Raw genomic sequence first — 24639 nt, 5'->3', positions numbered from 1 at the left:
TTTATCTAACTGTAACTTTATACCCAGATTTTAGATTTTTCATTCCTTGAACTACAAGCTTATCTCCATCTTTTAGACCTTCTATTGAAACTTTATCTTCATCAGTATCACCTAAAGTTACATTTTTCTTCACAGCATGTCCATTTTCAACTACATAAACATAATCTTCTCCATCATTTAGAACTGAACTAATTGGAATAGATATAGAATCCGTTTGACCCATGTCTATATAAACTGTTGAAGTTTCACCTACATAATATTTACTGGCATCTACAGGATTAGAAAGTTTAATTTCAGCACTATATGTTCCAGACTTACTGTCTGCTAATTGGACTATATTTGTAATTTCTCCCTGTGATTTATCATCTCCAATACTTACCTGCGCCTTTGTACCAACTTTTACTTTCTTTACGTCATCATCTGACAGACCTACTGTAATAACCTGATTTTCACTTCTAAACAATATTACAGGGCTGCCTGCCTGCTGCATTTCTCCTTCTTTACCCAACACATCAACAACATAACCATCCATATCTGCAGTCATAGTAGCATCGTTGATTAAACTTTGTTTTGAATCATAGTCAGCTTTTGCTGTATTTAATTGATCTAAGGCTGCCTGTTTGTCTTCTGGTCTAGACCCATTTTGGAGCTGCCGCAGACTTTGCTCGGCACTATCTAATGCATTTTGAGTACTGTCTACCTGAAGTTTTGTATCATTTAACTGTTGATTTGAAATAGCTCCCGATTGATTTAATTTAAGATATTTATCATATAAATCTTTATAATAATTATTGTTATCCTGTGCATTTTGTACAGCTATTTGAGCTTTATTTATATCTTCCTGTTGTGCTCCATTTACTGCTTTGCTATATTGTGCCGAAGCTGTATCCATTTGAGATTTGGCGGCTTGTACTGCAAAATTTAAATCAGTTTTATCAAGATCTGCCAACTTTTCGCCTTTTTTTACATGCTGACCTTTTGATACATATATCTTTGAAATTTTAGCTGAACTCTTAAAAGACAATTTTCTAACTTCACTGCCTCCTGTTAATCCTTCATATTGGAGTGTCATAGGAAAACTTCCGCTTTTAATTTCCGCAGTTTTTACCGGATAACTTCTAGCAGTAGGCTCTTTTTCTTTATTCTTTGAAAAAGCTGTAAAATACGTTGTTAATGCAATAATAATCACAACAACTAAACAAATAATAGGTACTTTTTTTCTTACAACAACATTAGGTACCTTTTCTCTTATAACATTAAGAACTTTGCTTGACATAATACACCTCCTAATACAAGAATGATAAGTCGCGACCATATGGTCAATCAATAAATTATACCATCTTAGCTTAATTATTGTCAACGCTAGAAAACTTTCTTATAAATGTTATAATTATTATTGAGGTAATTACACAATTAGAAACCGACTACTTAAATTACATCAACTATAAAATTAGGGGTGATAACCTTGCCTAATAAAACTTTTTTTAATTTACCCAAAGAGCGGCAGGAAGAAATTATAAAAATATCCATCGAGGAATTTGCAAATCACGACTTTGATTCATCTTCCTTAAATAGAATTATAACTAATTTAAAAGTTGCTAAGGGAAGCTTCTACAGATATTTTAATAATAAAACAGACCTATACATTTTTCTTATTGACTATACTTTAAGCAAGCAATTAGCTTATGTAACTAATTTTAAACCAGAAGAAGAGCATTTAGATGATATAACTTTGTCAAAAAAACTTGTACTACATGTATTGGAATTTGATTTTATGTATTATAACTATGCCAGTTTTCTTTTTCATGCCTGTAAAAGCAAACAATTTAAGTCATACTTACCAATGAATAGGAAAGAATTTATAGATATAGTAGATATATTTCAGGATAAAAAATTGATACGTAAAGATTTAGATAAAAATATTATGATATTTTATATATTTAGAAATATGGTACTTCTCAGAGATTTCATTATGGAAAAACTCAATATACCAGAAGTGGAATTTTCCAAGGGATATGCCACATATAAAAAACATGAAAAATCTATAAATGAAATCACAGAGAAATACTGCGATTTACTACTAAATGGCATAAAGCAAAAATGACTTATATAATAAAATATGTAAGTCATTTTATATACATTAGGCAGTTAATTACATTTTGGCTTCTCTCCAAAATATTGATAATAGTAGCATTTCAATTTGCCGTTATATAGTTTTCTATTTTTGTCTGATTTCTTTCCAAATTGTTTTTCAAATCCTTCATGAGCTGTTATTATAAAATAAGACCAATTTTCAAGCTTTGAAAATACGCTGCCCATATCACTATAAAGTTTCTCCACTTCTTTTGCCTCTCCAAGTCTTTCCCCATAGGGTGGATTACTTATTATAAAACCATATTTCTTTTTTGAACTGAAATTTTGCACAGGAATTTTTTGAAATTCAATTTGTTCTGCCACCCCTGCTTTTTTAGCATTATCCTTTGCAGTTTTAATTACCCAGCCATCTATATCCGAAGCTAAAATTTTAAACTCTTTATTATTTATAGAGTTTGCAGCATGCTTTCTCAAATCCTCCCATAAATTGTGAGGAATTATATCCCACTTTTCTGACACAAAGCTCCTATTTAAACCTGGTGCTATATTTTTTCCTATCATAGCAGCTTCAATGGCAATAGTTCCAGAACCACACATAGGATCCACAAGTACTCTAGAAGGCTCCCATTTGCTCAAGAGAACTAAAGCTGCTGCTAAAGTTTCCTTCATAGGTGCTCCACCTGAGTTTTTCCTATATCCCCTCTTGTGAAGTCCTTCGCCGGAAGTATCTACAGTTAAAGTTACTATATCCTTTAATATTGCTACTTCTATTTTATATTCCACTCCATCTTCACTAAATTTCTCTCTGTTATACTTTTTTTTCATAGATTCAACAACAGCTTTTTTAACTATTGACTGGCAATCCGGCACGCTATGTAGTTTCGATTTTATAGATTTTCCAGTTACATGCATAAACGCATTTTCAGGCATTATGCTTCCCCAATCTACAGCAAGTGTTCCTTGAAAAAGTTCTTCGAAAGTTTCAGCTTTAAATTCTGACATTTTTATAAGTACCCTGTCTGCAGTTCTAAGCCACAAGTTACAGGTAACTATATCCATCTCATCTCCAGGAAAAGTAACTTTACCATTTTCCAATTTTAAGTCATCATATCCTAAGTTTTTAAGCTCCTTAGCCACTACGGACTCAAGTCCAAAAGTTGATGTGGCAATTAAAGTATAGTCCATATTATCCTCCTAAAGTTATATGTATAAATCTAGCTTTTCTTTACAAGTTCTATAGTTATTATATCAAATGTAGTTTTAATTTATATAGAAACTCAGCTTTGGCACATATAAAATTTTGACTTAATATAAAAAACTTGCGAAGCAAAGCTTAGAAAGTTAAGAATTAATAATGAAAAATTAATAGTGAAAGATGATTTTTAGCTGTCGCAAAAAATCTTTAAATTTATATAAATCAGCAATGTTTCGCTTTAGCAAAACGAGTGGTGTAAAGCTTAATCAAAGATTTTTTGTAGTGTAACGGAAAAAATCCACATTAACTATTAATTCTTCATTCTTAACCATTAATTCCTAACTTAAATGCTAATCTTACACAATATATTTACTGCAAAAACAATTATCATTTCCATCTACGTTTTTTGCAATATACATTGCCTCATCAGCCTTTATTATAAGCTCATCAATACTTTTGCCATCCTGAGGATAAAAACTAACCCCAGTACTAAGAGATATGTTTATTTTATTACCACATAAATTTATAATTCTCTTTTTAGTATTTATAATCCTAGAATGTATTATTTTATAATTATTAAAATTTTTTATATCTGGCAGTAATACTAAAAATTCATCTCCACCAAATCTAGCAATTACATCATTTTTTCTCGTAGCTTTCTTCAATATATCTGCCACCTTGACGAGGACGTTGTCACCAGTCGTATGTCCATAAGTATCATTAATACTTTTAAAATTGTCTACATCTATGAACATTAGCCCTAACATATTGTTATTTCTACGGCAACTGTCAAGTATTTTCTCTGCAATTTCATAAAATAACACCCTGTTTCCCAACCCTGTTAGTTTATCATAATAAGCCAAATTTCTAATAACTTTTTCTTTATCCTTTAGTTTTTTATTTAAAAGAAATAATTTATTGATATATAATTTTAATTGATTAACTCTCTCAAATTCATTGGTAACGTTAATAAATTCCAAAAATAAAAATCTCGATTTGCCTTCTTCTAATTTACTTATCTTTAAATTAAATTTTCCATTATCATTAACTAGATCTTTATGCATAGTTGCTGAAAAAAACAGTTTATATTCATTATTCATTAAAGATTTTATAGATTCATTAAAATAATTTCTATTAAAATTCGGTAGTGCTTCATAAATACTTTTACCTATAATATACTTTGTTCCAATTCCAGTTATATGTTTCATATAACTATTCCAAAATAAAATTTTAAATTGCTCATTTAAAATTACTACTCCTTCATTAACATTATCCAGAGCATCAAATAAAATTCTATTCATAAAGTTCATCCCTTACTTTATCAATTTTTTTCATCAATTCATTTAAGGATTTTAATGTTAAATCTATTATTATAGCACCCTCTATTTTCACATCATCTATGAGAAAAGTTATGTATAAAATCAATGTATACGTATAACTTTCATTTTTAATGTCTTTGCTAAAATCTATTACATTAAATACTTTTACTTCCGGCAAAGTATATGTTAAGTTGATATTTAGATAATTTCCAACCTCTCCTAAGATACAGTTTAAAATTATATTTCCTATTTCTTTAACAGTATCAAAATCTATGTCTGTAAAATTCATATCATAATATTCACTATTTTCTTGTTCCTCATTTAAGCAAAGATTTATAAAAGTTTTCATTTTTTTAGCAGGAAAGATTAAATTTGCTTTTCCTTTTAACTTTTTTTCAAAAGAAATAGAAGATACCATTAGTGTTCCATCTATTTTATTAGGTAAATATCCATTTATTTTAAATTTTTCATCCTGAGAATTTAATATTTCTATATTAGGAACATCTAACAAAATCTTTTTATTTGTTATTTCTGAAAGAATACTTGCAGCCTTGCCAATACTAATATTAAATAATTCCCTTAATATATCATATCTAAAAGCATTACTATTCATTTTTATCATTCCTTATTTTATCACATATGAACTTTGCTTTTTCCTGATTAAACGGTTTATTTATAAAATACATTATGTTATATGATTCCATATCTTCTTTTACGTTTTTTTGTACATCTGCAGAAATAACAATTATTTTACAACTAGCATCATATTCTTTTATTAATTTTATCAATTCTTTACCATTTATATTTGGCATCAACAAATCTACAAATACATAATCCGGTTTAATTTCTTTGTATTTGCTAAAGCCTTCTCTTCCATCACTTGCAAAAAAGAACTCAACATTATCCAAAAAACTTTTTAATAAATTAGATATTATCTTTTGAGAAAAGTTAGAATCATCGACAATTAGAATTTTTAACATAATAACTTTTATTCCCCCCCAGTAACCTTAAAATAAAATAAAGCCAACAATTAATAAACATTATTAATTGTTGGCCGGGTGCACTACTAGCTTTAAAATTTCCAAGTGCCCAAATAGCGGAAATTTTTCATTGCTTCCAACTATTATTAAATTATATTCATTTTACTATCAAATATAAATAAAGTCAAATAACACCATATCTTAATTAGACTCTAATATATTCCTAAATTCCCCTATATCTCTACTTAGTTTATCCGATGACTACCTGCTCTAATACTCCCACGCACTCTGTGAAAGCGACTGTCACCAAATCTAAGAATTTGGGATATCTGCTTGCACACAGCGAAAGCGACTATCACCAAATCAAAGATTTGGGATATCTGCTTTTCTCCAAGTTTACGTTGCGAGCAGCTACGTCCCTGGATAACGATTTTCCCTAAAGGATAACGCCTTCTAAGTGATGAAGCACTAAGAAGCCTGTTAATAAGCATCAGGTGGAGTCAAAACTCCACCTGATGCCAAGAACTCTGTTTATATTTACCTTTTATCATCTTTGTTATATTGAAGGGCGGCTTTGCCTTCGTCGCCAGTACTTATTCGTATAACATTTTCTACATTATATACAAATATTTTTCCATCGCCCATTTCTCCAGTGTGGAGAACTTTTTTAGCAGTTTCAACAACTTTCTCTACAGGTACCTCACAAACTATTATCTCTACTTTAACTTTAGGCAATAAATTAATATCCATAGTTAACCCACGATAATATTCTTTATGGCCTTTTTGCATTCCACACCCTAAAACATTTGTAACAGTCATACCTGAAATGCCTATATCTCCTAATGCCTTTTTCAGCTCTTCAAATCTTCCGCCAGAAGTAATAATATCAACCTTAGTAAGTTTGTCTCCCATTATTTTACCTCCTTTAAACATATATTTGCTTTCATAATACAGCTTATGATATTTTATGAAAATTAACTCTCTAATTCAATTCTTATTTTAAACTAGAGTTCCCTTTCTTACAATAAAATAGTCAATTGTTAAATATTCATTCCTCCATAAGCTTCTTCACCGTGTTCTGTAACATCAAGTCCAATTTGTTCATCTTTATCAGTTACTCTTATACCACTTACAGCTTTAATTACTTTAATTATTATAAATGTAACTATTGCAGAATATACAACACTTGCCACAACAGCTGTAAGTTGAATTAAAACCAATTTAGGATTTCCATGTATAAGTCCGTTCGCACCACCAGAGTTTATTGCTTTCCATGCAAATATTCCTGTAGCAATTCCTCCCCAGATTCCTCCTATACCATGACATCCAAAAGCATCAAGTGCATCATCATATCCAAACTTAGATTTTACAAAAGTAACAGTAGTGTAGCAAATAGCTCCTCCTATTAATCCAATAAGTATTGAAGCTAAAGGACTTACAAAACCTGCAGCTGGAGTTATAGCTACAAGACCTGCAACTATTCCACTAGCAACTCCAAGAGAAGTAACTTTCTTTCTATAGAGAAGTTCACAAATACTCCAACTTATTGCTGAAGCTGCTGCAGAAGTATTGGTAGTTATAAAAGCATTTACTGCTACATCATTTATAGCAAGTGCACTTCCAGCATTAAATCCATACCAACCAAACCAAAGTATGGCAGCTCCTAAGCATGTCATCGGCAGGTTACTAGGTTTGCCTACATTCTTCCTTTTCCCAAGCATGAGTGCTGCTACAAGTCCGGAAATACCTGAACTAATATGAACTACATTACCACCTGCAAAATCCAAAGCTCCGAGATTTTTAAGCCATCCACCTGTTCCCCATACCCAGTGAGCAATAGGATCGTAAACTAACGTTGTCCAAAGTAAAACAAATACTACCCAAGGTATAAATTTCATTCTTTCTGCAATAGACCCTGATATAAGTGCTGGAGTTATTATAGCAAACATAAGCTGAAATAGCATATATACCTGCTGTGGAATAGTAGCTGCGTAAGCTGCATTTGGTGCAAATCCAACTCCTTTTAAACCTGCAAAATTAAAACCACCTATAATTCCACCTATGTCTGTACCAAAACACAGTGTATACCCTATAAGTATCCATTGAATAGATATAACTGCTAAAGCTGAAAAACTATGAAGAGTGCTGTTTAAAGTGTTTTTTCCTCTAACCATACCTGCATAAAATAAGGCCAGTGCTGGAGTCATTATCATTACTAGTGCCGCACTTATAAGTACGAAAACCGTATCTGCTCCATTTACTCCGTACATAAAAATACCTCCTTTTAAAAAATAATTATAGATTTTGCAAAACTTATATATATAATACTAATTTTTAGGCACATTATCAATAGTAATATTAAAATTTTAATAATTTATTATGAATGGTATGTTTTTATTAACAATTGCAGAATTTAATTCATTAATATGCATATAAGAATTTATTCCTATATGTTTCAGTATTGTATATAAGATTAAGAAATATACTAATTACTATTAATGAATATTATAAGTTTAAATTATTCATTTCAACTGTTAGAAGAGTAAATGCAAATATCATTATTAAAAACAAATTTCAATTTCAATTTTTTTATTTAATGAATAATTACTAAATTTTATTATAAAATTTACAGGAATTATTAAAATTATGTAGAATATATTATACAATAATAATTTAGAGTACTTATTAATATATAAATAAATTTTATCTATGCTAAAAATCTGAACTGTATTATTTAGCAAAAGGGGGCAGCTTATGATAAAATTAAGATTAATGTATTCATTAAATAAAAAAATCAAAAGTCAATCTAGACAGGTATTTGAAGGTATATCAAAAGGAAGAAAAAAAGCACTCGACAATTGGTTTAAAGACAAATGGATGCAGCTTGAGAACACAGAAAATATCATAAAAAACTTTGATGAAGATGGCAGTAATTTACTACAGGAACTTAATAAAAAATTAAATCAATATGAGGATTTCTGTGAGCTATTCATATTAGATGAAAGTGGTAAAATATTAAATTCTACTTGTAAAAACCATATAGGTATTGATATGAGTACTTTCCCTAGTTATAAAAGTGGCATAAAAAATGAAAAACTCATGTATGGTCCTTATGAGGATGCGCATACTTTAGACATAGATTTATCCAAAAAGAAATTTGCAGATGAAGTAACTTTACTATTTTCTACACCTTATATTAATTCTTCTGGTAATAAAAGAATACTTATAGGAAGAATACTCAACGATGATATGAGCAATGTAATCCAGGATGAAGATACACATATATACAAGGATTCCGGTGATAATTATTTATTTATGGTAAAAACAGACAGAGATATATTACCTGGAACTGCTATATCCAGAAGTAGATTTGAAGATAATACTTTTACTAAAGGAGAAAATCTTAAAGATGGTGTAAGGACTTCTAAAGGAAGTATTGTTAAAATTAAAAAACATACAGAATTTGAAATAAGATTTACAGATCCCGAAACAGGAGATCTACACCGGGGAGTTAAAAATACCATTAAAAATGGTGAAAACCTAGACACCTGGCCAGGCTATCCTGATTACAGACATATACTTGTAGGTGGTAAAGGTACCCTTATAACTCCTCCTTACAGCAATGAAACTTGGGGCATGATGTGTGAAGGGGACATATCTGAAATATATAACTTTAAAAGTATAAATCTAAGAATACCTATTATAATATCAATTGCTTCAGCTTTGGTTATAGCTGTAAATAGTACAATTTGTTCTTTAAAACCTGGTGCTGGAATCATATCCTCCATACTAGCATGGTGTATACTTACTTTAGTAAGTTATGCAGTGTCACAAAAATTAGTGGTAAAACCGTTAAACAGAACTGTAGATATACTTCATATGATAGCTGAAGGTAAAGGAGATTTAACAAAAAGAGTAGACAAACTTTCTTACGATGAAATAGGTGAGCTTTCAAGATGGTTCAACAAATTTATAAATAATCAAATGTCTATGATAAAGAGAGTTGGTATTTCTTCCAAAACATCAAAAGACTCTGTTGAAGTAGTTTCCAATTTAACTAATGTAGTAAAGAATAATATGAATACAATAGCTAAAACCGTTAATGGTCTGGTGGATGTTTCTAAAAAGCAAAATAATGTGTTTCAAAGTACTAAAGAACACTTTAATAATCTGTCTGCATCAATACAGGAAATGGATACCCTTATAAACGAGGTTACAGACAAGATTGTAAATACTAGTGATCGTGCAGTAAAAGCCAATGATTATTTTAACAATATACTTAACTCTATAAATGATCTAGAAAAAGCTATGGAAAAAACCCTTACTAGAATAACAGTACTTCGAGATCATTCAAATGCTATAACCAACGCAGTTACTACAATAAACAGCATCAGCAATCAAACTCAACTCCTAGCATTAAATGCCACTATAGAAGCAGCAAGAGCTGGTGAAGCAGGAAAGGGATTTGGAGTAGTCGCTGAAGAAATATCAAAGTTAGCTGTTGAAACAGAGGACGCAACAAAATCCATAGGTACCTTAGTTATCAATATTCAAAATGAAATTAGAAATACTTTCCATCAAATTAATGAAATTGACTCTAAAGTTGAAGGTTCTACAAGCAGTGTAAAGGATAGTATAGGTTCTTTCAAATATATTATAGGAAACATAGAAGATATAAACAAAAAAATGGACAATATATCCCAAATAACTAATAAAGAAAGCGAAGATGTAGACAACATGGTTGTAAATATAAATCAAGCTGCAGATGAAATAAATAGAAGAACAGTTAAAGGTACTAGCAGTAGTGAGGAATCCCTGAATTTACTTGAAGAAATACTGAGCAAAACAACAAGGTTAAAAGAAATAAGTGATACTTTAGAATATTCATCTGACAACCTTCAAGAAATGGTAGGAGCATTTAAGATAAGCTAAAGAAAATAGATTCATGAATATTTTACTTTCATGAATCTATTTTTATGACTTATTTTTATCAATAACTAATTTTGTGATCCGATCAATCTCCTGATTTACAATGGAAATACCCTTATTCCAATTATATTTTTCTTTGTCTTTAATATGTGAAATATTATTGTAGTTAATTTCATCAGAAACATCAATAATATATGATCGTGTTGGAGTTTCACTTATTTCTATAGATAGCAGCAGCCACTTATTTTCTATTAGCAAGCTTTCAAAACATTCTTTAAAATATGCACATATGTTTTCAAGTGTTGGATTCAACGTATTAAATGGAGTAATGTTATTAATATATTTATCTTGAAACTTTTGCAAGTATTCTTCAATATTCTTTTCTATATCATTAAAAATAATAAAGTTATCTTCTAACTTAACTGTATCTAAGGTAATCTCCCAAGTATGCGGGTGTTCTTCACCCAAAATACCTTTTAGATATATAGAGTGTGATGCATTGAGGTAAAATTTAAATCTATATTGGTTATATTTCAAAAGTTTATTCCTCCATTTCCTCATAGTAGTTATACTTCAAGTATTTCAAATTACAGTTGCCTAATATTTTTTTCTGTATACTTTAAAATTCTAAATAAATTTTGCGTTTCAGATGTTTTTACTGCAACTCCAAAAAATATACTACATATAGGAACGATAAAACTACTTCTTATTTTTTCTCCTATTTCATCTACTTTTCTGAAAGCAGCTTCTCTATCTGTGTTAATCATAATCAGTACAAATTTATTATCACTTATTCTTGAAACAATATCAGATTCATTACAACTTTCTAAAAGTATTTCTGCTAGTTCTACTAATACCTCATCACCCTTTCCACGACCTAAAACATTATTTACATTTTTTATACCTTCTATACTTACTCTAATTACTGTAATAGGAAAAAATAACTTCTCATTCATTTTAGGAAGGATGGTATAAAAAAACTTTCTATTATACACTCCTGTAAGTAGATCACATATGGTAGCCTTACGTGCAGCTTTCTCCACCTGACTTATTGCAGAAACAAAGTTTTGTACTTGAATGTTCTTGTTTTTAAGTTGGTTTGTGAGGCTCTTTACTTTTTTAAACATGAAATACAGGTATAGTGAAAAAGCTGCTGAAAGTATTATAATTGCCATAGTAGCTATTCCACCAAGAATATATAACCTTACAACGTGCTGATTGAATAAAGTCTCTCTAAATAGATAATCTTCTGAAGTTGACATTCCTATAACATATTTATCGTTTAATACTTTAAAAAAGCACCAGGAAACAATTTCTTTTCCCTTTTTACTGTCCTTTACAATTTCACCTTTACCACTTATCCCAGAGTTCATGAGATTTTTTACTTCATCCAAGTTACTGCCGCCATTATATTCCCATAAATTAAAACTATCTTTTAATCCTTTACCTTTATACTCTGCAGTGGTTAAATAATTTCTTTCAAATAAAATATGCTTGCTATTATAAAAAAACACATATTTATTTTGAGAATTTATCTCCTTTTTAATAATCTCGCTTATAGCCTTTTCTTCTGCCAAATGTAATGTAAGTCCCTTATTTTGTACATAATCATTTAAACTTTCCTGTAGCCTGTCTGATAATTGATTAGTTGTTGAATATTGCTCTCTTGAAAAAGCATCTATTATATTCTTTTTATGATTGCCTATTTCATAAAATATGTCAAGCCACAATGCTGAAATAAAAGCTACAGTTATTATAAAGATTAGAAGTATTTTTATCAAATAATTTTCTGATGCTCTTTTCTTCATCATCAATGCAGTTTCCTCTCTTCAAATTATGATCTTAGTTTTATTTCTCCAATGCAATATCATGGATTATTGACTATCCTTCTTACTTTGTCTATTATTTTAAATACTCTTTGAAAATCCGACTTACTTACATTGCAAAAGGCTATATACTCCTCTTTTAAATTCAGTGTCTTCCACTTACTCTCAAGCTTTATACTGTTAATAATTCCTGCAAACCTTATCCAAAATATCATAAAGTTAAATAGGGGCATTAAAACAATCAAATAAACTTTTGCAGAATAATATTTCCTTATATCCTTATACTCTGCAAGATATACCCTTACATTTAGATAAAATAAAAATGCAGATAGAACATATAATAAATATATTACAAATACAGATCCTAAGATAAGATAAAGGGGATAATCCATAAATAGAAGAAATATAAGGGCAAAATACCATATCATCCTAGGAAACGCAAATGTATGATCATACATCAATATTCTTATCATAAAATTGCTAAAAAATCCTCCAGCTGAATAGATCTTGTCCTTTAAAAACATATGTGAAACTTCCATTTCGCCACGCTGCCAACGCTGACGCTGGGTATATAGTTTATTAAAATTATCGATAGGTTCAACAAAAAAAAGTGCATTTTCACACAAGTATACTTTTTTCTTTAATAAATGTCTGACTTGAAAAGTTATCTGGGTATCTTCACATACAGTTTCACTATTATAGAGCTGAGTTTTTAAAATTGTGGATTTTCTAAATGCTGAGAAGGCCCCAGATAAAGTATATATACTATTGAGCTCCGATTCAAAATTTCTTCCTGCTAAAAATGCTTGAGCATATTCAAAAAATTCACACCTTCTTACTAACTTTAAAAATGAAGTTTTAGTGTTTTCTATATATTTGGCATCAGTTAAAATTGCACCAGTCATACAGTGGATATGTGGATTTTGTTCAAAACGTACAACCATATTCCTTATTGCGTTAGTTTCAAGTATGCCATCGCTGTCAATGTGAATTATATATTTTCCTCCGCTATTAAAAAGTGCCATATTAAGTGCTTTTGATTTACCTTGTTTTGCATTTAAGTACCTCATAGACAGCCCTTCAAATTCTTTCTGGCTTTTTGTAAAAATTTCGAAGCTATTATCACTACTCATATTATTTACAAGCATCACATCTATAAGTCCAGTAGGATAATTAGATTCATATATGGATTTAATGCAAGATTCCAGGGTTTGTGCAGAATTATATACAGGAACAATAACTGTTATTTCCGGAAGTTTTCCTGAAAAGCATTCCTTTTTTAGGGACATTTTCTTTTTAATTAGAATAAAAAATCCTACAATGGAAGGCACGATTTCCATTATAAAAGGTATTATAATCCACGCCATCCAAAAAATCATTTCCTTAAAGGTTTTACTTAATATCATCTCCATATAAAACATTACCTACCTTTTGCCTTTTAATTTGAGACCTGGTAAATACGTAAAAGTACAAAATTATTGACAAGGCATAAAAAACTATTCTTCCAAATATAGTATGAGCAAAGTAAAAAATATTGTTACCATAATAATATACAAGTATGCAAATAATAAAAATTCTAATTATATTTGCCACGAATATCCAAACCACTCCTATTATATTGTACATTATTTTTTCCAGTGTATTATATAGAGGAAAGAACCATAAAAGTGCAGTAAAAGCAAGTATCTCTATTACTCCTGAACACTCATAGTCTATATACATGGATATAGCTGACCCTCCACTTTGTATAAGTATAAGCGAATACTGGTAAAAAGCCTGGTAACATCCTGTGACATCTCCCATAATACCCGAAGCTGCTGCAACTGAACGACTTAATATATTTACTAAATAAGGCTGTAAAATCACCATCATGAAAAAAAACAAACCAACAGATCCAACCACAAATTTAAAGAAATGCAATTTAGCCCTCGTAAAAACTGTTATTAAATATATCCATACAATTAGTAAAAAACATATTAATATCTTCATTCTATTTTTCTCTTTCTACGATAGATAAAAAATCCAGAAGCAACAATCAAGACACCTATAGAAACTCCCATGTAAGGATAAGTACTACCTACTTGAAATGCTATACCCTGGTTACCTAAATTAGGAAACCGAAGATTTAAGGTAGTCATTTGGTCTTTGACGTCCTTTTGAAAAATAGTTAAAGGTATTCTAAACTCACCCTGATCACTTGTTTTTCCGTCGATGTTGCTTCCACGTACTACGTATCCGTCTGTAGAAAACGGCCTGTAATCCATGCTATAATTATAAATAGATATACGTCCTTTGGACGGTCTATCAACCTGTATAGTCAAGTTTCCTTGAATGCCATTATTATCAGAATACATTATTATATAGTTATTCAACTGTTGCCCACCTACAGTTGCCATTTTTATATATAAATATAAGTCTTTATCATCTGAATACCACTTCACAGTGTGAACTGCTCCCTGCCAATAATATAATTTTTGGCTTGGTTTATCAATCCAGTCATCAAAATATCCATCTAGTGTCACCCCACTGTCAGCAGCATATACTTTTAGAGGATATAAAAACATTACAGATATAAGGAGTACAGATATAATTGTAATTATCTTTTTCATTTTAGACCACCCTTTTATATATATAAATAATGAAAAATGCAAACCCCAGTAGTCCTATTACAGATACAGCTATTCCTTGAAATAAATAGGGATAAGTAACTCTAATTTTAGTTTCACCTTTATTTACATTCAAAAGATTTTGTTTTGCATAGATTTGGCCACTATTACTTTTATAGGCATCCAAGAATGCAACTGTTGTATTGACATTGTTTTTAGGAGAATCTATAGTAATTGAATTTTGTCCATATTTTAAATTTATAGGCACAAGAGTTCGTTCAGGCAATATGGAAGATTTTGTTCCCATCACTGTATTCATTATAGCTAATACCCTGCTATCATCATTTTCCATTCCATGAAACATTAAATTAAAGCCTAAAAAAGTTATATTTTTATTTTTTCCTTTTCCACTTCCGAGAAAAGGAACTTTTTTGCCGTTGACCCAGGAGAATCCTGTAACCTGAGGAACATTATCCAAATAAACTGTATTCCATATTTTATATTCATCTTTAAAATTTACACTTTCATACTTTTTATCGTTAAAAAACATGTCAGGCATCTTTGTATTAAACGTAATAGGCTGGGCCGTGACCCCTAGAAAAACCATACGATTTGTAATTGTATCTGCCGGAATTCTATTCATATCTATAATAATCTTTATTCCCATACTACTTAGTTTAGAAACCATATTTTCTGCTTTAGATCTACTATTATAACGGAAATCTGAAAGATAAATCACTTTATATTTACTAAGTTCATCTAATGTATAATCTTCAATATTCCAGGAAGATCCTATTTCAAAAGAAGGATATTCAAGAGGTATATCCGATGCAGAACGCCCTATACACAAACCGGAATATTTTGTTACTACCCCAAAGTTTTCCGAAGCTTTTCTATGAAATACATAACCTTCACTTGTCTCTTTGTATAAGGTGTATTGAGAGAACTTTGCTGCATTATTTATAATGTTAAAATCTCTTTTATCCTTTTTCATAGGTGCTTTGGCTACAACAACAGTATCGCATCCCATTTCAAGGGATCTGTCAAACATATAATTGTAATAGCCTTTTTCAAGTGCAGTATTTAAAAGCACAATATTTTGAGCCGTTGCCGCACCCTGCCATGCCCAACCATAGGAATATGAAATTTTCTTATCTTCACTGCAAATATAGAAAGATGGATATGCCCCAAATGTACTGTCGTCGAGCAGTGCAATTCTCTGTTTTGTAATATTTTTAGCTGAACTTAAAATATTGTCTACTTCAGCGGATTTAATTTGTGGGTATAATGAAAGATTAAATGATAAAGAACTGTCAGCAGCTATTAAAACCACCATTATAATCATAAAATATTTTTTACATTTTGTCCAATTCAATAAACTGATAATAAATAATGCATAGGCTATAGGAGTAAATCTAACCATCCACAATAGCTGACTAAAGGGCATCTTTTCAAGCATAGGTACAAAAGCTGTAGTTGTTCCCAGAAATATCACTATAGAGGTAACAAATCCGGGTGCACTTTTTTTATTTGAAACAAATATTCCTAAAATCGATATAATCAAAATTGACAGCCCATAGTAAAAATATTCTCTATCTACTATACCAAATAATCTTAAAAATGGATTCAATGAGATAGTAAATGGGGTAGCCAAAAGCTCCATCATCTGAGAGGAAGTAGCCCCGCTATCCATAGAAACCAGTCCGCCCTTTAAAGCAGGATAAATCCAAATTCCACAAATTGCAAAGGATAAAAGCATTGTTAATATAACATGAACGCTTTTTTCAATTTTCTTGTTCATTATAGAATAAAGGGATAAAAATATAAATGAAGCGATTCCTACCATAGCCCCTATCATTAAATGGCACATTATTATAGCACACATAAACAGTGCAATAGGTATAATAGAAGATCTATCATCATCCTTTACAAATTTCCATACAAAATAGAACAAGTAAGGTATAAGTGCTGCAATAATAACCCTAGGTATATTTCCAGCAACAAAAAGCACTCTTATATTTTCCGGAAGAAAAAACCATAGAATTCCAAAAACTAAGGAAAGTAATATTCTTCTCTGGTGTATACCCCACAGCAGCCACCCTAAACCTCCTATAAAAAATGAATACCCAATAAAAATTACATACCCATTAATGGGATTGCCACCGGAAATAAATTCACATCCAGCAAGTACATAATAGGAAAGTGGTCCCCAATACCTAAATGGTTGTACACCATTGTACCAAAACTGAGTAAAAAGTGGATATATATTGCCTTCTTTTATGCTTTTGTATAACAAGTCTCCTTTAAATATATGGCCATAAGTATCCGCACCCCAAGGGTATCCTCCTGTTTTTATTATGCAAAGTAAAAGTACTATTGTTCCAATTAGCAAAACAGATATTGGTCCCAATATCTCTAAAAACACATAATTGTTTTTTCTCACTTTTCCACTATGTCTTATATCGTCAGGAGCCTTTTTACTTTCTTTTATTTTTATAGTATTTTTCTTTTCTATAACTTTTTCCTTTTTATCATCCTCTTGTATCCATGTTCCTTCAACAATAGTATTACTTGAATTTTTTAAATCATCTGTTAATTGTTTAGCTGTAGTATTTAAAATATTATTAATAATTATTCTTGTCATTCTTTTTTTATAGCTTTTAAACTCTTTCTCGTAACCTGGTTCTTTTATATGATTTTCATCATAATTTACAACATAAATCCTTGCAGGAGTTTCACTAATTTCTAACCTTATAAGTATCATATTATTATTCTTCAATATTCCTTTAAGCCGAACGTATAATAAATCTCCTACATTTTCAATTGTCGGTTCTATCTTATCAAAAGGTTTAATCAAGTTTAACTCTTTTTCATCATAAATATTCAAGAATTCTTGTACTATTTTTTCCACATCATCATACAAGGCAAAATCATCGTTGATAATTTTTATGAAAAGTGAAATTTCAAACGTATGTGAATGTAAGTTTCCACGTCTATTATTTATTAAAACACTGTGAGAAATATTTATTTTAAATTTATACTTATATCCTTGAAACTTCACTAAAAATCACCACCTAATGATTCCTATTGATTTTTGTAATAGAATTCTTTTCCTTGTTTTTTTGCAATCAAATACCTAGGTCTTCTCTTTACTTCGCCATATATTTTAGATATATATATGCCAATAATTCCTAAACTTATCATTATACAACTTCCAATTCCTAGTATCAGAATTATCACTGTAGTAAATCCTGTAAAAGCCTTACCATTAAATTTCATATACAATGTTTGTACAAATAAAATGCAGTCAACAATCATCATTATAATACCTAACCAAGCAACTATATACAGCGGCAGTGATGTATAAGAAGTAACAGAGTATATTCCAAGCTTTACTAGCTTACCAAGTGACCATTTAGACTTACCGCTAGTTCTAGCTTGGACCTCAAAGGGGATTTGAATCCTATTATATCCCACCCAGGCTGACATACCTCGAAAGAAAGTAATTGATTCATGCATTGATTTCCACGCCTCTATTACTTTTCTATCCAATAATTTAAAATCAGATGCACTGCTTAAGTTTATGCCTGACACTTTATTGAACAAATCATAAAACGTTGACGCAGCAAATTTCCTAAATAAAGGTTCCTTTCCTCTCTCCAATTTAATTCCTTCTACCACATCATAGCCTTGTTCCTTCCAAAGACGCACCATCTCAGGTATTAATTCTGGGGGATGCTGCAAGTCACAATCAAGTATGACACAAGCATCTCCCGATACATGCTCTAAGGCTGCACATAAAGCAGCTTCTTTTCCAAAATTACGGCTTAATTCAATAATGAATATGTTATCGTAATCCTTGCACAATCTATTCATCTCTTTAGAAGAGTTATCTGTAGATCCATCATTGACTAATACAAATTGATGTTCTATATTATTCTCTAATAAAATTGACATTATTTTAACTACATTAGAATATACTTGCAGTTCTTCATTATATATTGGTATAATTATGGAAACCATAATCTCAACCCCTTATATCAATTTGTAGTTATAATATTAGGTATAAATAATTTTATGCACACACTTCTTACTTTAATATTCGAATTTTTATATTTTAAATTGACTTACTATATCTGTCAGTTTTTCTGCAAGTTCTGCCTGACTTTGAGAAGAACCAGATATATCAGAAATAGCCTTAGTAACCTCATTTACACTACTGGAAATTTCCTCAGATCCAGCTGCAGACTCCTGTGCAGTAGCTGCTGCACTTTGAATACCACCATTCACCTCAGATACCATCTCGCTCATCTGTTTTGAAGCTACAGCAATTTCCTCTGATATTTTATTCATAAATTCTGCATCCTTTTCATACTGCAGTCCTGTATCCATTAGAATTTGATAATTTGGTTTAACACTATTTGACATATAATTCAAAATTTCTTTGCCACTGTCAGACAAATTATTAAAAGCATCTTCCACCGCAAGTACCATTCTATTTATATTTTCAACTGCTTGTGAAGATTCTTCTGCCAGTTTTCTAACTTCATCTGCAACTACCGCAAATCCCTTACCATGCTCACCTGCACTTGCAGCTTCAATAGCTGCATTTAACGCTAGGAGATTTGTCTGCTCTGCTATATCACCAATAGAAGCTGCCATAATTTTAACTTCTGAAACTACTTTGCCCTTTTCAATAGCATTTATAATATCCTCTCTTCTTTTATTATATATATCATTCCCTTCTTCTATACTTTGAGCTGCCTTTTCCTTTATGTCCACAGCACGTTTTTTTATTTCTGTTGAAGATTTTGTAGCTTCACTTGCTTTTTGGGTAAGCTTATTTGTATTTTGTTCCATTTTTTCACAAGAAACACTTATTTCTTCTGTAATCCTACTTAAATCTTCAGATCCACCTGCTATTTGTGACGTAGACTCATTTACAGACGACATCATAGAAGAGATTTCCTCTGTAGTAGCAGATAACTCCTCACTAGAAGCACTTATACTTTCAGTACTCTGCATTATCTCAAGTATCAAATTTCTAATATTTTTATTAGCCTTACCCAACTCACTAGCTATAATCCCCATTTCATCTTTACTTAATAACTGAATGGATTTACTTAAATCACCCTGACTTATAGCATCTGTAAATTTCAAAATATTATTTGCTTCTTTTGAAATTGATGAAGCAATCTTATTTCCTAAAAAGAAAGCCACAACTATTCCAATTAGAGTAATTATCATTATCATATATAATGACTCATTATATATAGACATATTGCTACTATTCTTATCATTGGCTTTTTGAACTGCACTTTGAGTCAACTGCTCAATAGTAGAAGTTAATTTATCTCTATAAGTAGCTGCTTCTTTATTTGCATTCATGGCATCATCATATTTTCCTTGACCCATAAGTTCTATAATTTTATTACATATATTTCTCCAGTCAATCAATTGACTTTCCAACTTAAATACTAAATTTTTTTCCTGCAAAGTCAAATCAGAGTTTTTATAATCATTTAATATACTGTTATCTTTATTTTGATAAGGAGCTATATTTTTTACAGTATCCTGAACCTTATCTTTATCTTTGCTTTCAACAAGATTTATTAGTTCTAAGCGTTGATGCATTATATCAGCATCAAACTTGTCAAGATTTTTAACATTTTCTAAATCCACACTGTACATCTGATTGGAACCTTTATTTATGTTATACATGTTCACCAAACCTACTGTTCCTACAATTACAACGAATAAAGTTACCATAAAAAAGCCTATAATCTGTTTTTGTTTAATTTTTAAATCATTAAACCATCTCATATTATTTCCCCCTCGTAAGATATTAAATAACTTATCCTAAATAACATAAAACTTAAATATATTACTAAATTTCCACCTCAATAAATAATATAAATCAATACTACATTATTTACAAATATGGAAATTATTAAATTGTAAAAGTAAAACCTCACACCTATAGATTATAGATGTAAGGTCGGTTGTATCATTAACTCCATATATGTCTGATACCCAAATTACGGCATATATATCATAGTTTCCTTTACATTATCAATAATATTAACACAAATATATGCCTTATTCAACAAAATTCTTATGCTGTAAAGTTAACTTATGACTATACAATTCTTATTTAACCTTCTATTTCTCCAACTTTAGCTCTACTCTTAGCTGTGAAGGAAAAATAGGATCCTATTAGTATGAAGCATATTCCTATGACAGTATTCATAGGTATTTTTTCACTTAAAGCAATTAATGCAAAAATAGGTGCAAGTGCTGGTTTAATAAAGAAAACTATAGATGCTGTGGTTGCTGAAGTCTCATCCATAGCCATAAAATAAAACATATATCCCAACCCCGTTACTACAATTCCTAAAAATATTACTGGAATTATATTAGCAGCATTTATTCCATAAATAATTGGTATATGAGACATAAAACTTAAACCACCCTTAGGATTTATTATGCTGCTAACTACTGGAAGATTTGATAATAATATAATCAGAAGCATGATAACATCTCCAACTAAAAAACTAACACAATTTAAAGTAATACTTCCATACTTTTCAGATCTCAACTTTCCAACTACACTATAGAGTGAAAAAGTAACAGCTGCTAAAATAGATAATACTATTCCTTTTACATCACTAACTGTACCAAAAGGATTTAGTATGCACACTATACCAATCAGACTAAATATAATTGATATAATAGTACCTCTATTTAAATCTTCTTTTAAGAACAAATATGCAAACATTACTGTAAATACAGGGTTTGTACTAAAAATTATGGCAACTGTAGATGCCTTTGTAAATGTAATTGCCAATTGAAACAGGGACATACTGAGTACAACACATAAAAATCCTGTACCTAAAAAATAATATAAATCATCCTTTTTAAACTTCATTTTTTTATTTCTCACAGCTTTAATAGTTGGTGGTAATAAAATTAATCCTCCTATTAGAAATCTAAGAAAATTTAATTGCAATGGGTTTAAACCCACAGCTAGCTTGCCTACGATTTCCATCGTACTAAAAATTACAGCAGCTAAAATAATAAATACATAACCCACAATTACAAACATCCTTTCCTAAAATATTATTTAAATATATTAATTGAAACCTTTTTTAATTTTACTTATACCTCCTTTTATTCAACTTATATACTTTTAATTAAAAAACAACATCAAAAAACAGCATTAATATACTTTAGAATATATTAATGCCGTGTTCCTGTCACTTTCATGCAAAGGGATAACTTTGCACCATAACAAAATGGCACTCTCATTAAATTTACATTTATTTGTCTTCATTACCGCTTTTGGTAATAAGTATATATCTTTCATAACAGTTTGTCAACGACGCTATTATAGCTTTTTTAGCAATTCCAAAATAATTATCAGAAATATCTTTTACCATATCATCTATATCTTTTATGTTTCTACCAATAAGCAATTTTTTTATGTATTCTCTTGCTGTATTAGTTACAAGTGTACACTCTATTTCATATATTTTTCCCGTAATCCTATCTAAAACAGCTGTCATTGCAATTTCAGTATAAACTTCAGTTGCAGTTATTCCACCTGGAAGTTTTGCATAACCACTAACAAATATCTTATTTCTTTTCAACTCGCTTATCTCCTAAATTTTAATATTGATGAACCTTTATGGCAAAATTCTAAACAACACCATTATATCATATTTATCGTAAAAAAACTTTAGCTATGAACTCTTCTAAATCTTAAACTTTTGTACCATCTCACTGAGTTTTTGTGAAAATTCAGCCTGACTTTGTGCACTCAAAGCCACCTGATTTATTGCCTTAGTTGTTTCACTAACACCTATTTTTATATTTTGTACACTTTGACTCGATTTCTGTGAAGTTGATGCCACATTTTGAATTGCATCACTTACTTGACCAACTGTGGCAGTAAGTTCTTCCGACATAGATGCTATTTCTTCCGACATCTTACTTACAAAATCTGAATCCTCACTATAGTAGCCTATTATACCTCTAAGCTGCTCAATTTTTCCGTATATCTCTTCATTTATAAATTTTAACAAATCACTACCATTTTCAGATAACTTTTTAGATGCATCCTGAACCTTTAAAATAGTATTCTGTATACTTGATACAGCATTTTGGGATTCTTCTGCAAGTTTCCCTACCTCCTGTGCAACTACTTCAAAGCCTTTTCCCTGTTCTCCTGCCCTAGCTGCCTCTATAGATGCATTTAGTGCAAGCAAATTTGTCTGTTCTGCAATACCTGAAATAGTGTCTGCCATAACCCTTATATTCTTAACAACCTTTCCATCTTCAATTGCCTGCAGCATATTGCTTCTCTTTTCCTTATACAAATTTTGTACCTGATCCATGATCTCTTTTCCATCTTCCTTGCCTTTGGTGGACTTTTCTTTTGCATTGCTTGCATTATTGCTTCCCTCTATTGCTTTGCCAGATAACTCATTGATGCTTGAATCTACTTCTTGTATAGATGCAGATATTTGTTCTGATGATGCACTTGCATCTTCAATTTGAGATGTTATATTTGTTACTGCATTATCTATTTCTTGAACTTTCGATGATAATTCTTCTGACGTAGAAGAAAGCTCTTCACTAGATGCACTCATATCCTGTGAATTATCCATTATTACTTTTATAAGTTCTTTGATATTATTCTGGGCTTTTATAAGTGCCTCACTGGTTTTACCAAATTCATCTTTTCTAGTAACTTGATACTCATGGGTTAAATCAAATTTTGATAAATTTTCTGCAAAATCTAATGTTTCCATTAATGGATTACTTATATCTCTTGATATAAGTAATCCAAGGCCTATTGCAATTAGTAATCCTATTATCATTAATATTGTCATAGATCTATTTGAATTTATGTATACTAAATGGTTATCTACATCAGATGCCTTGGCACTATCATTATTTATACTTATAAGTTTTTCAAGGTTGCTAAACATTTCCGTTTTATACCCTATTAATTGTTCATACTGTGTTACTACCTTATCATTATTTGCCGTATCTACAAATTTGACAACGTCTTCCCTCAAAGTTCTATATTGACTGAGTTGATTTTTAAATGTAGACCATATTTGCTTTTCTTCGTCGTTCATGGATAGCTTTTCATAATTTGAGATATATTTATCACTTTCAGCCTTATTTTGCTGAATGTCTTTTTCTAAATCATCCTTCTTAGAATTATCCTTTACATAAACCAATTGGAGTACATCTGCCTCAGCCTGTGTCAAATTTTGTTTCATATCTGTAAGCATGTACACACTTTGTAGGCTATTGCTGTACATTTCATGAGAATTTGTATCCGCAATTCTCAATGAATTTATACCTATAATTCCAACAATAACAATTAATATAGATATAATGAGAAAACATAAAATCAATTTTATCCTTACTCGCATGTTTTTAAAAAAAGCCATATATTACCTCCCCTTTCATTTCCCTATATACTATATATTACAACAAAATCTAATAAAATCCAAATTGCGATATTAGTAAACCCTCCAGCATATAGACATTTTTATTTATTTTAAAAGATATTGCTTTAAAAATAAATTGATGCTATACTTAAGTAAAATTTGCAGGGGAACTAATATAGATCAACATTTAACTTTTATGTAAATCTAATAAAGCATAAAAAGG

General features: G+C 30.2%; 20 protein-coding genes and 2 riboswitches. Of the genes, 2 read left to right on the top strand and 18 right to left on the bottom strand.

Features of this window, described 5'->3' with window-relative positions:
- Nucleotide 1: 1 nt before the first annotated feature.
- Complete coding sequence (locus WY13_RS10730; protein ID WP_063555652.1) at nucleotides 2-1276, bottom strand: efflux RND transporter periplasmic adaptor subunit; 1275 nt, start codon at nucleotides 1274-1276, stop codon at nucleotides 2-4.
- A 180-nt stretch (nucleotides 1277-1456) separates the two neighbouring features.
- Here WY13_RS10730 and WY13_RS10725 point away from each other — a divergent pair, with 180 nt between their 5' ends.
- Nucleotides 1457-2104, top strand: a complete 648-nt coding sequence (locus tag WY13_RS10725; protein ID WP_431602456.1) for a TetR/AcrR family transcriptional regulator — start codon at nucleotides 1457-1459, stop codon at nucleotides 2102-2104.
- A gap of 44 nt (nucleotides 2105-2148) precedes the next feature.
- On the opposite strand, the gene WY13_RS10720 is transcribed toward WY13_RS10725, so the two are convergent.
- From WY13_RS10720 to WY13_RS10695, 6 genes are all read right to left on the bottom strand, one after another.
- A complete protein-coding gene (locus WY13_RS10720; RefSeq protein ID WP_063555650.1) occupies nucleotides 2149-3279 on the bottom strand; it encodes a THUMP domain-containing class I SAM-dependent RNA methyltransferase in 1131 nt (376 codons plus the stop codon).
- 366 nt (nucleotides 3280-3645) lie between these two features.
- Nucleotides 3646-4590, bottom strand: a complete 945-nt coding sequence (locus tag WY13_RS10715; RefSeq protein WP_063555649.1) for a sensor domain-containing diguanylate cyclase — start codon at nucleotides 4588-4590, stop codon at nucleotides 3646-3648.
- Nucleotides 4583-5221: a chemotaxis protein CheC gene (locus WY13_RS10710; protein ID WP_063555648.1), complete on the bottom strand. Its 639-nt coding sequence runs from the start codon at nucleotides 5219-5221 to the stop codon at nucleotides 4583-4585. The genes WY13_RS10715 and WY13_RS10710 overlap by 8 nt, the downstream gene beginning before the upstream one ends.
- On the bottom strand, nucleotides 5214-5588 hold the full coding sequence (locus WY13_RS10705) for a response regulator (RefSeq protein WP_063555647.1): 375 nt from the start codon (nucleotides 5586-5588) through the stop codon (nucleotides 5214-5216). The genes WY13_RS10710 and WY13_RS10705 overlap by 8 nt, the downstream gene beginning before the upstream one ends.
- A gap of 63 nt (nucleotides 5589-5651) precedes the next feature.
- A riboswitch (cyclic di-GMP riboswitch) is annotated at nucleotides 5652-5735 on the bottom strand.
- Nucleotides 5736-6125: 390 nt separating this feature from the next.
- Complete coding sequence (locus WY13_RS10700) at nucleotides 6126-6500, bottom strand: P-II family nitrogen regulator (protein ID WP_013237087.1); 375 nt, start codon at nucleotides 6498-6500, stop codon at nucleotides 6126-6128.
- 128 nt (nucleotides 6501-6628) lie between these two features.
- On the bottom strand, nucleotides 6629-7858 hold the full coding sequence (locus tag WY13_RS10695; RefSeq protein WP_063555646.1) for an ammonium transporter: 1230 nt from the start codon (nucleotides 7856-7858) through the stop codon (nucleotides 6629-6631).
- Nucleotides 7859-8342: 484 nt separating this feature from the next.
- Between WY13_RS10695 and WY13_RS10690 the strand changes: the two genes are divergently transcribed.
- Complete coding sequence (locus WY13_RS10690; RefSeq protein ID WP_063555645.1) at nucleotides 8343-10520, top strand: methyl-accepting chemotaxis protein; 2178 nt, start codon at nucleotides 8343-8345, stop codon at nucleotides 10518-10520.
- Nucleotides 10521-10562: 42 nt separating this feature from the next.
- Here the strand turns inward: WY13_RS10690 and WY13_RS10685 are convergent, their stop codons facing one another.
- The 11 genes from WY13_RS10685 to WY13_RS10635 form a co-directional block, all read right to left on the bottom strand.
- Nucleotides 10563-11054 carry a 6-carboxytetrahydropterin synthase gene (locus tag WY13_RS10685; RefSeq protein WP_063555644.1) on the bottom strand — a complete coding sequence of 164 codons (492 nt, stop codon included), beginning with the start codon at nucleotides 11052-11054 and terminating at the stop codon, nucleotides 10563-10565.
- Nucleotides 11055-11104: 50 nt separating this feature from the next.
- On the bottom strand, nucleotides 11105-12328 hold the full coding sequence (locus tag WY13_RS10680) for a GGDEF domain-containing protein (RefSeq protein WP_063555643.1): 1224 nt from the start codon (nucleotides 12326-12328) through the stop codon (nucleotides 11105-11107).
- Between the two features lie 56 nt (nucleotides 12329-12384).
- A complete protein-coding gene (locus tag WY13_RS10675; RefSeq protein ID WP_347459267.1) occupies nucleotides 12385-13749 on the bottom strand; it encodes a TIGR03111 family XrtG-associated glycosyltransferase in 1365 nt (454 codons plus the stop codon).
- Entirely contained in the window at nucleotides 13736-14332 is a 597-nt protein-coding gene (xrtG, locus tag WY13_RS10670; protein WP_063555642.1) for an exosortase family protein XrtG, read from the bottom strand. Before xrtG ends, WY13_RS10675 begins: the two co-directional genes overlap by 14 nt.
- A complete protein-coding gene (locus WY13_RS10665) occupies nucleotides 14329-14952 on the bottom strand; it encodes a Firmicu-CTERM sorting domain-containing protein (protein WP_063555641.1) in 624 nt (207 codons plus the stop codon). Before WY13_RS10665 ends, xrtG begins: the two co-directional genes overlap by 4 nt.
- Before the next feature lies 1 nt (nucleotide 14953).
- A complete protein-coding gene (locus tag WY13_RS10660; RefSeq protein ID WP_063555640.1) occupies nucleotides 14954-18010 on the bottom strand; it encodes a 6-pyruvoyl-tetrahydropterin synthase-related protein in 3057 nt (1018 codons plus the stop codon).
- Between the two features lie 23 nt (nucleotides 18011-18033).
- Nucleotides 18034-18972, bottom strand: a complete 939-nt coding sequence (locus tag WY13_RS10655) for a glycosyltransferase family 2 protein (protein WP_063555639.1) — start codon at nucleotides 18970-18972, stop codon at nucleotides 18034-18036.
- Nucleotides 18973-19059: 87 nt separating this feature from the next.
- Nucleotides 19060-20772 carry a methyl-accepting chemotaxis protein gene (locus WY13_RS10650; protein ID WP_063555638.1) on the bottom strand — a complete coding sequence of 571 codons (1713 nt, stop codon included), beginning with the start codon at nucleotides 20770-20772 and terminating at the stop codon, nucleotides 19060-19062.
- A 165-nt stretch (nucleotides 20773-20937) separates the two neighbouring features.
- Nucleotides 20938-21021, bottom strand: a riboswitch (cyclic di-GMP riboswitch).
- Nucleotides 21022-21103: 82 nt separating this feature from the next.
- Nucleotides 21104-22042, bottom strand: a complete 939-nt coding sequence (locus WY13_RS10645) for a DMT family transporter (protein WP_029170137.1) — start codon at nucleotides 22040-22042, stop codon at nucleotides 21104-21106.
- A 226-nt stretch (nucleotides 22043-22268) separates the two neighbouring features.
- Nucleotides 22269-22598, bottom strand: a complete 330-nt coding sequence (locus tag WY13_RS10640) for a DUF3870 domain-containing protein (protein ID WP_023162616.1) — start codon at nucleotides 22596-22598, stop codon at nucleotides 22269-22271.
- A gap of 105 nt (nucleotides 22599-22703) precedes the next feature.
- The gene (locus WY13_RS10635) at nucleotides 22704-24416 is read right to left on the bottom strand and encodes a methyl-accepting chemotaxis protein (RefSeq protein ID WP_063555637.1); all 1713 of its coding nucleotides are present in this window, start codon (nucleotides 24414-24416) and stop codon (nucleotides 22704-22706) included.
- Nucleotides 24417-24639: the final 223 nt, after the last annotated feature.

Source organism: Clostridium ljungdahlii (assembly GCF_001636845.1).
GTDB lineage: Bacteria > Bacillota > Clostridia > Clostridiales > Clostridiaceae > Clostridium_B > Clostridium_B ljungdahlii_A.
The sequence above is the reverse complement of the archived record's forward strand: the minus strand, read 5'-3'. Positions and strand labels throughout refer to the sequence as shown.

Bases quoted from the DNA above. Each gene is read 5' to 3' on its own strand.
- WY13_RS10730 (WP_063555652.1), bottom strand. From the start codon at position 1,276: ATGTCAAGCAAAGTTCTTAATGTTATAAGAGAAAAGGTACCTAATGTT.
- WY13_RS10720 (WP_063555650.1), bottom strand. From the start codon at position 3,279: ATGGACTATACTTTAATTGCCACATCAACTTTTGGACTTGAGTCCGTA.
- WY13_RS10715 (WP_063555649.1), bottom strand. From the start codon at position 4,590: ATGAATAGAATTTTATTTGATGCTCTGGATAATGTTAATGAAGGAGTA.
- WY13_RS10710 (WP_063555648.1), bottom strand. From the start codon at position 5,221: ATGAATAGTAATGCTTTTAGATATGATATATTAAGGGAATTATTTAAT.
- WY13_RS10705 (WP_063555647.1), bottom strand. From the start codon at position 5,588: ATGTTAAAAATTCTAATTGTCGATGATTCTAACTTTTCTCAAAAGATA.
- WY13_RS10700 (WP_013237087.1), bottom strand. From the start codon at position 6,500: ATGGGAGACAAACTTACTAAGGTTGATATTATTACTTCTGGCGGAAGA.
- WY13_RS10695 (WP_063555646.1), bottom strand. From the start codon at position 7,858: ATGTACGGAGTAAATGGAGCAGATACGGTTTTCGTACTTATAAGTGCG.
- WY13_RS10690 (WP_063555645.1), top strand. From the start codon at position 8,343: ATGATAAAATTAAGATTAATGTATTCATTAAATAAAAAAATCAAAAGT.
- WY13_RS10680 (WP_063555643.1), bottom strand. From the start codon at position 12,328: ATGATGAAGAAAAGAGCATCAGAAAATTATTTGATAAAAATACTTCTA.
- WY13_RS10675 (WP_347459267.1), bottom strand. From the start codon at position 13,749: ATGATATTAAGTAAAACCTTTAAGGAAATGATTTTTTGGATGGCGTGG.
- xrtG (WP_063555642.1), bottom strand. From the start codon at position 14,332: ATGAAGATATTAATATGTTTTTTACTAATTGTATGGATATATTTAATA.
- WY13_RS10665 (WP_063555641.1), bottom strand. From the start codon at position 14,952: ATGAAAAAGATAATTACAATTATATCTGTACTCCTTATATCTGTAATG.
- WY13_RS10655 (WP_063555639.1), bottom strand. From the start codon at position 18,972: ATGGTTTCCATAATTATACCAATATATAATGAAGAACTGCAAGTATAT.
- WY13_RS10650 (WP_063555638.1), bottom strand. From the start codon at position 20,772: ATGAGATGGTTTAATGATTTAAAAATTAAACAAAAACAGATTATAGGC.
- WY13_RS10635 (WP_063555637.1), bottom strand. From the start codon at position 24,416: ATGGCTTTTTTTAAAAACATGCGAGTAAGGATAAAATTGATTTTATGT.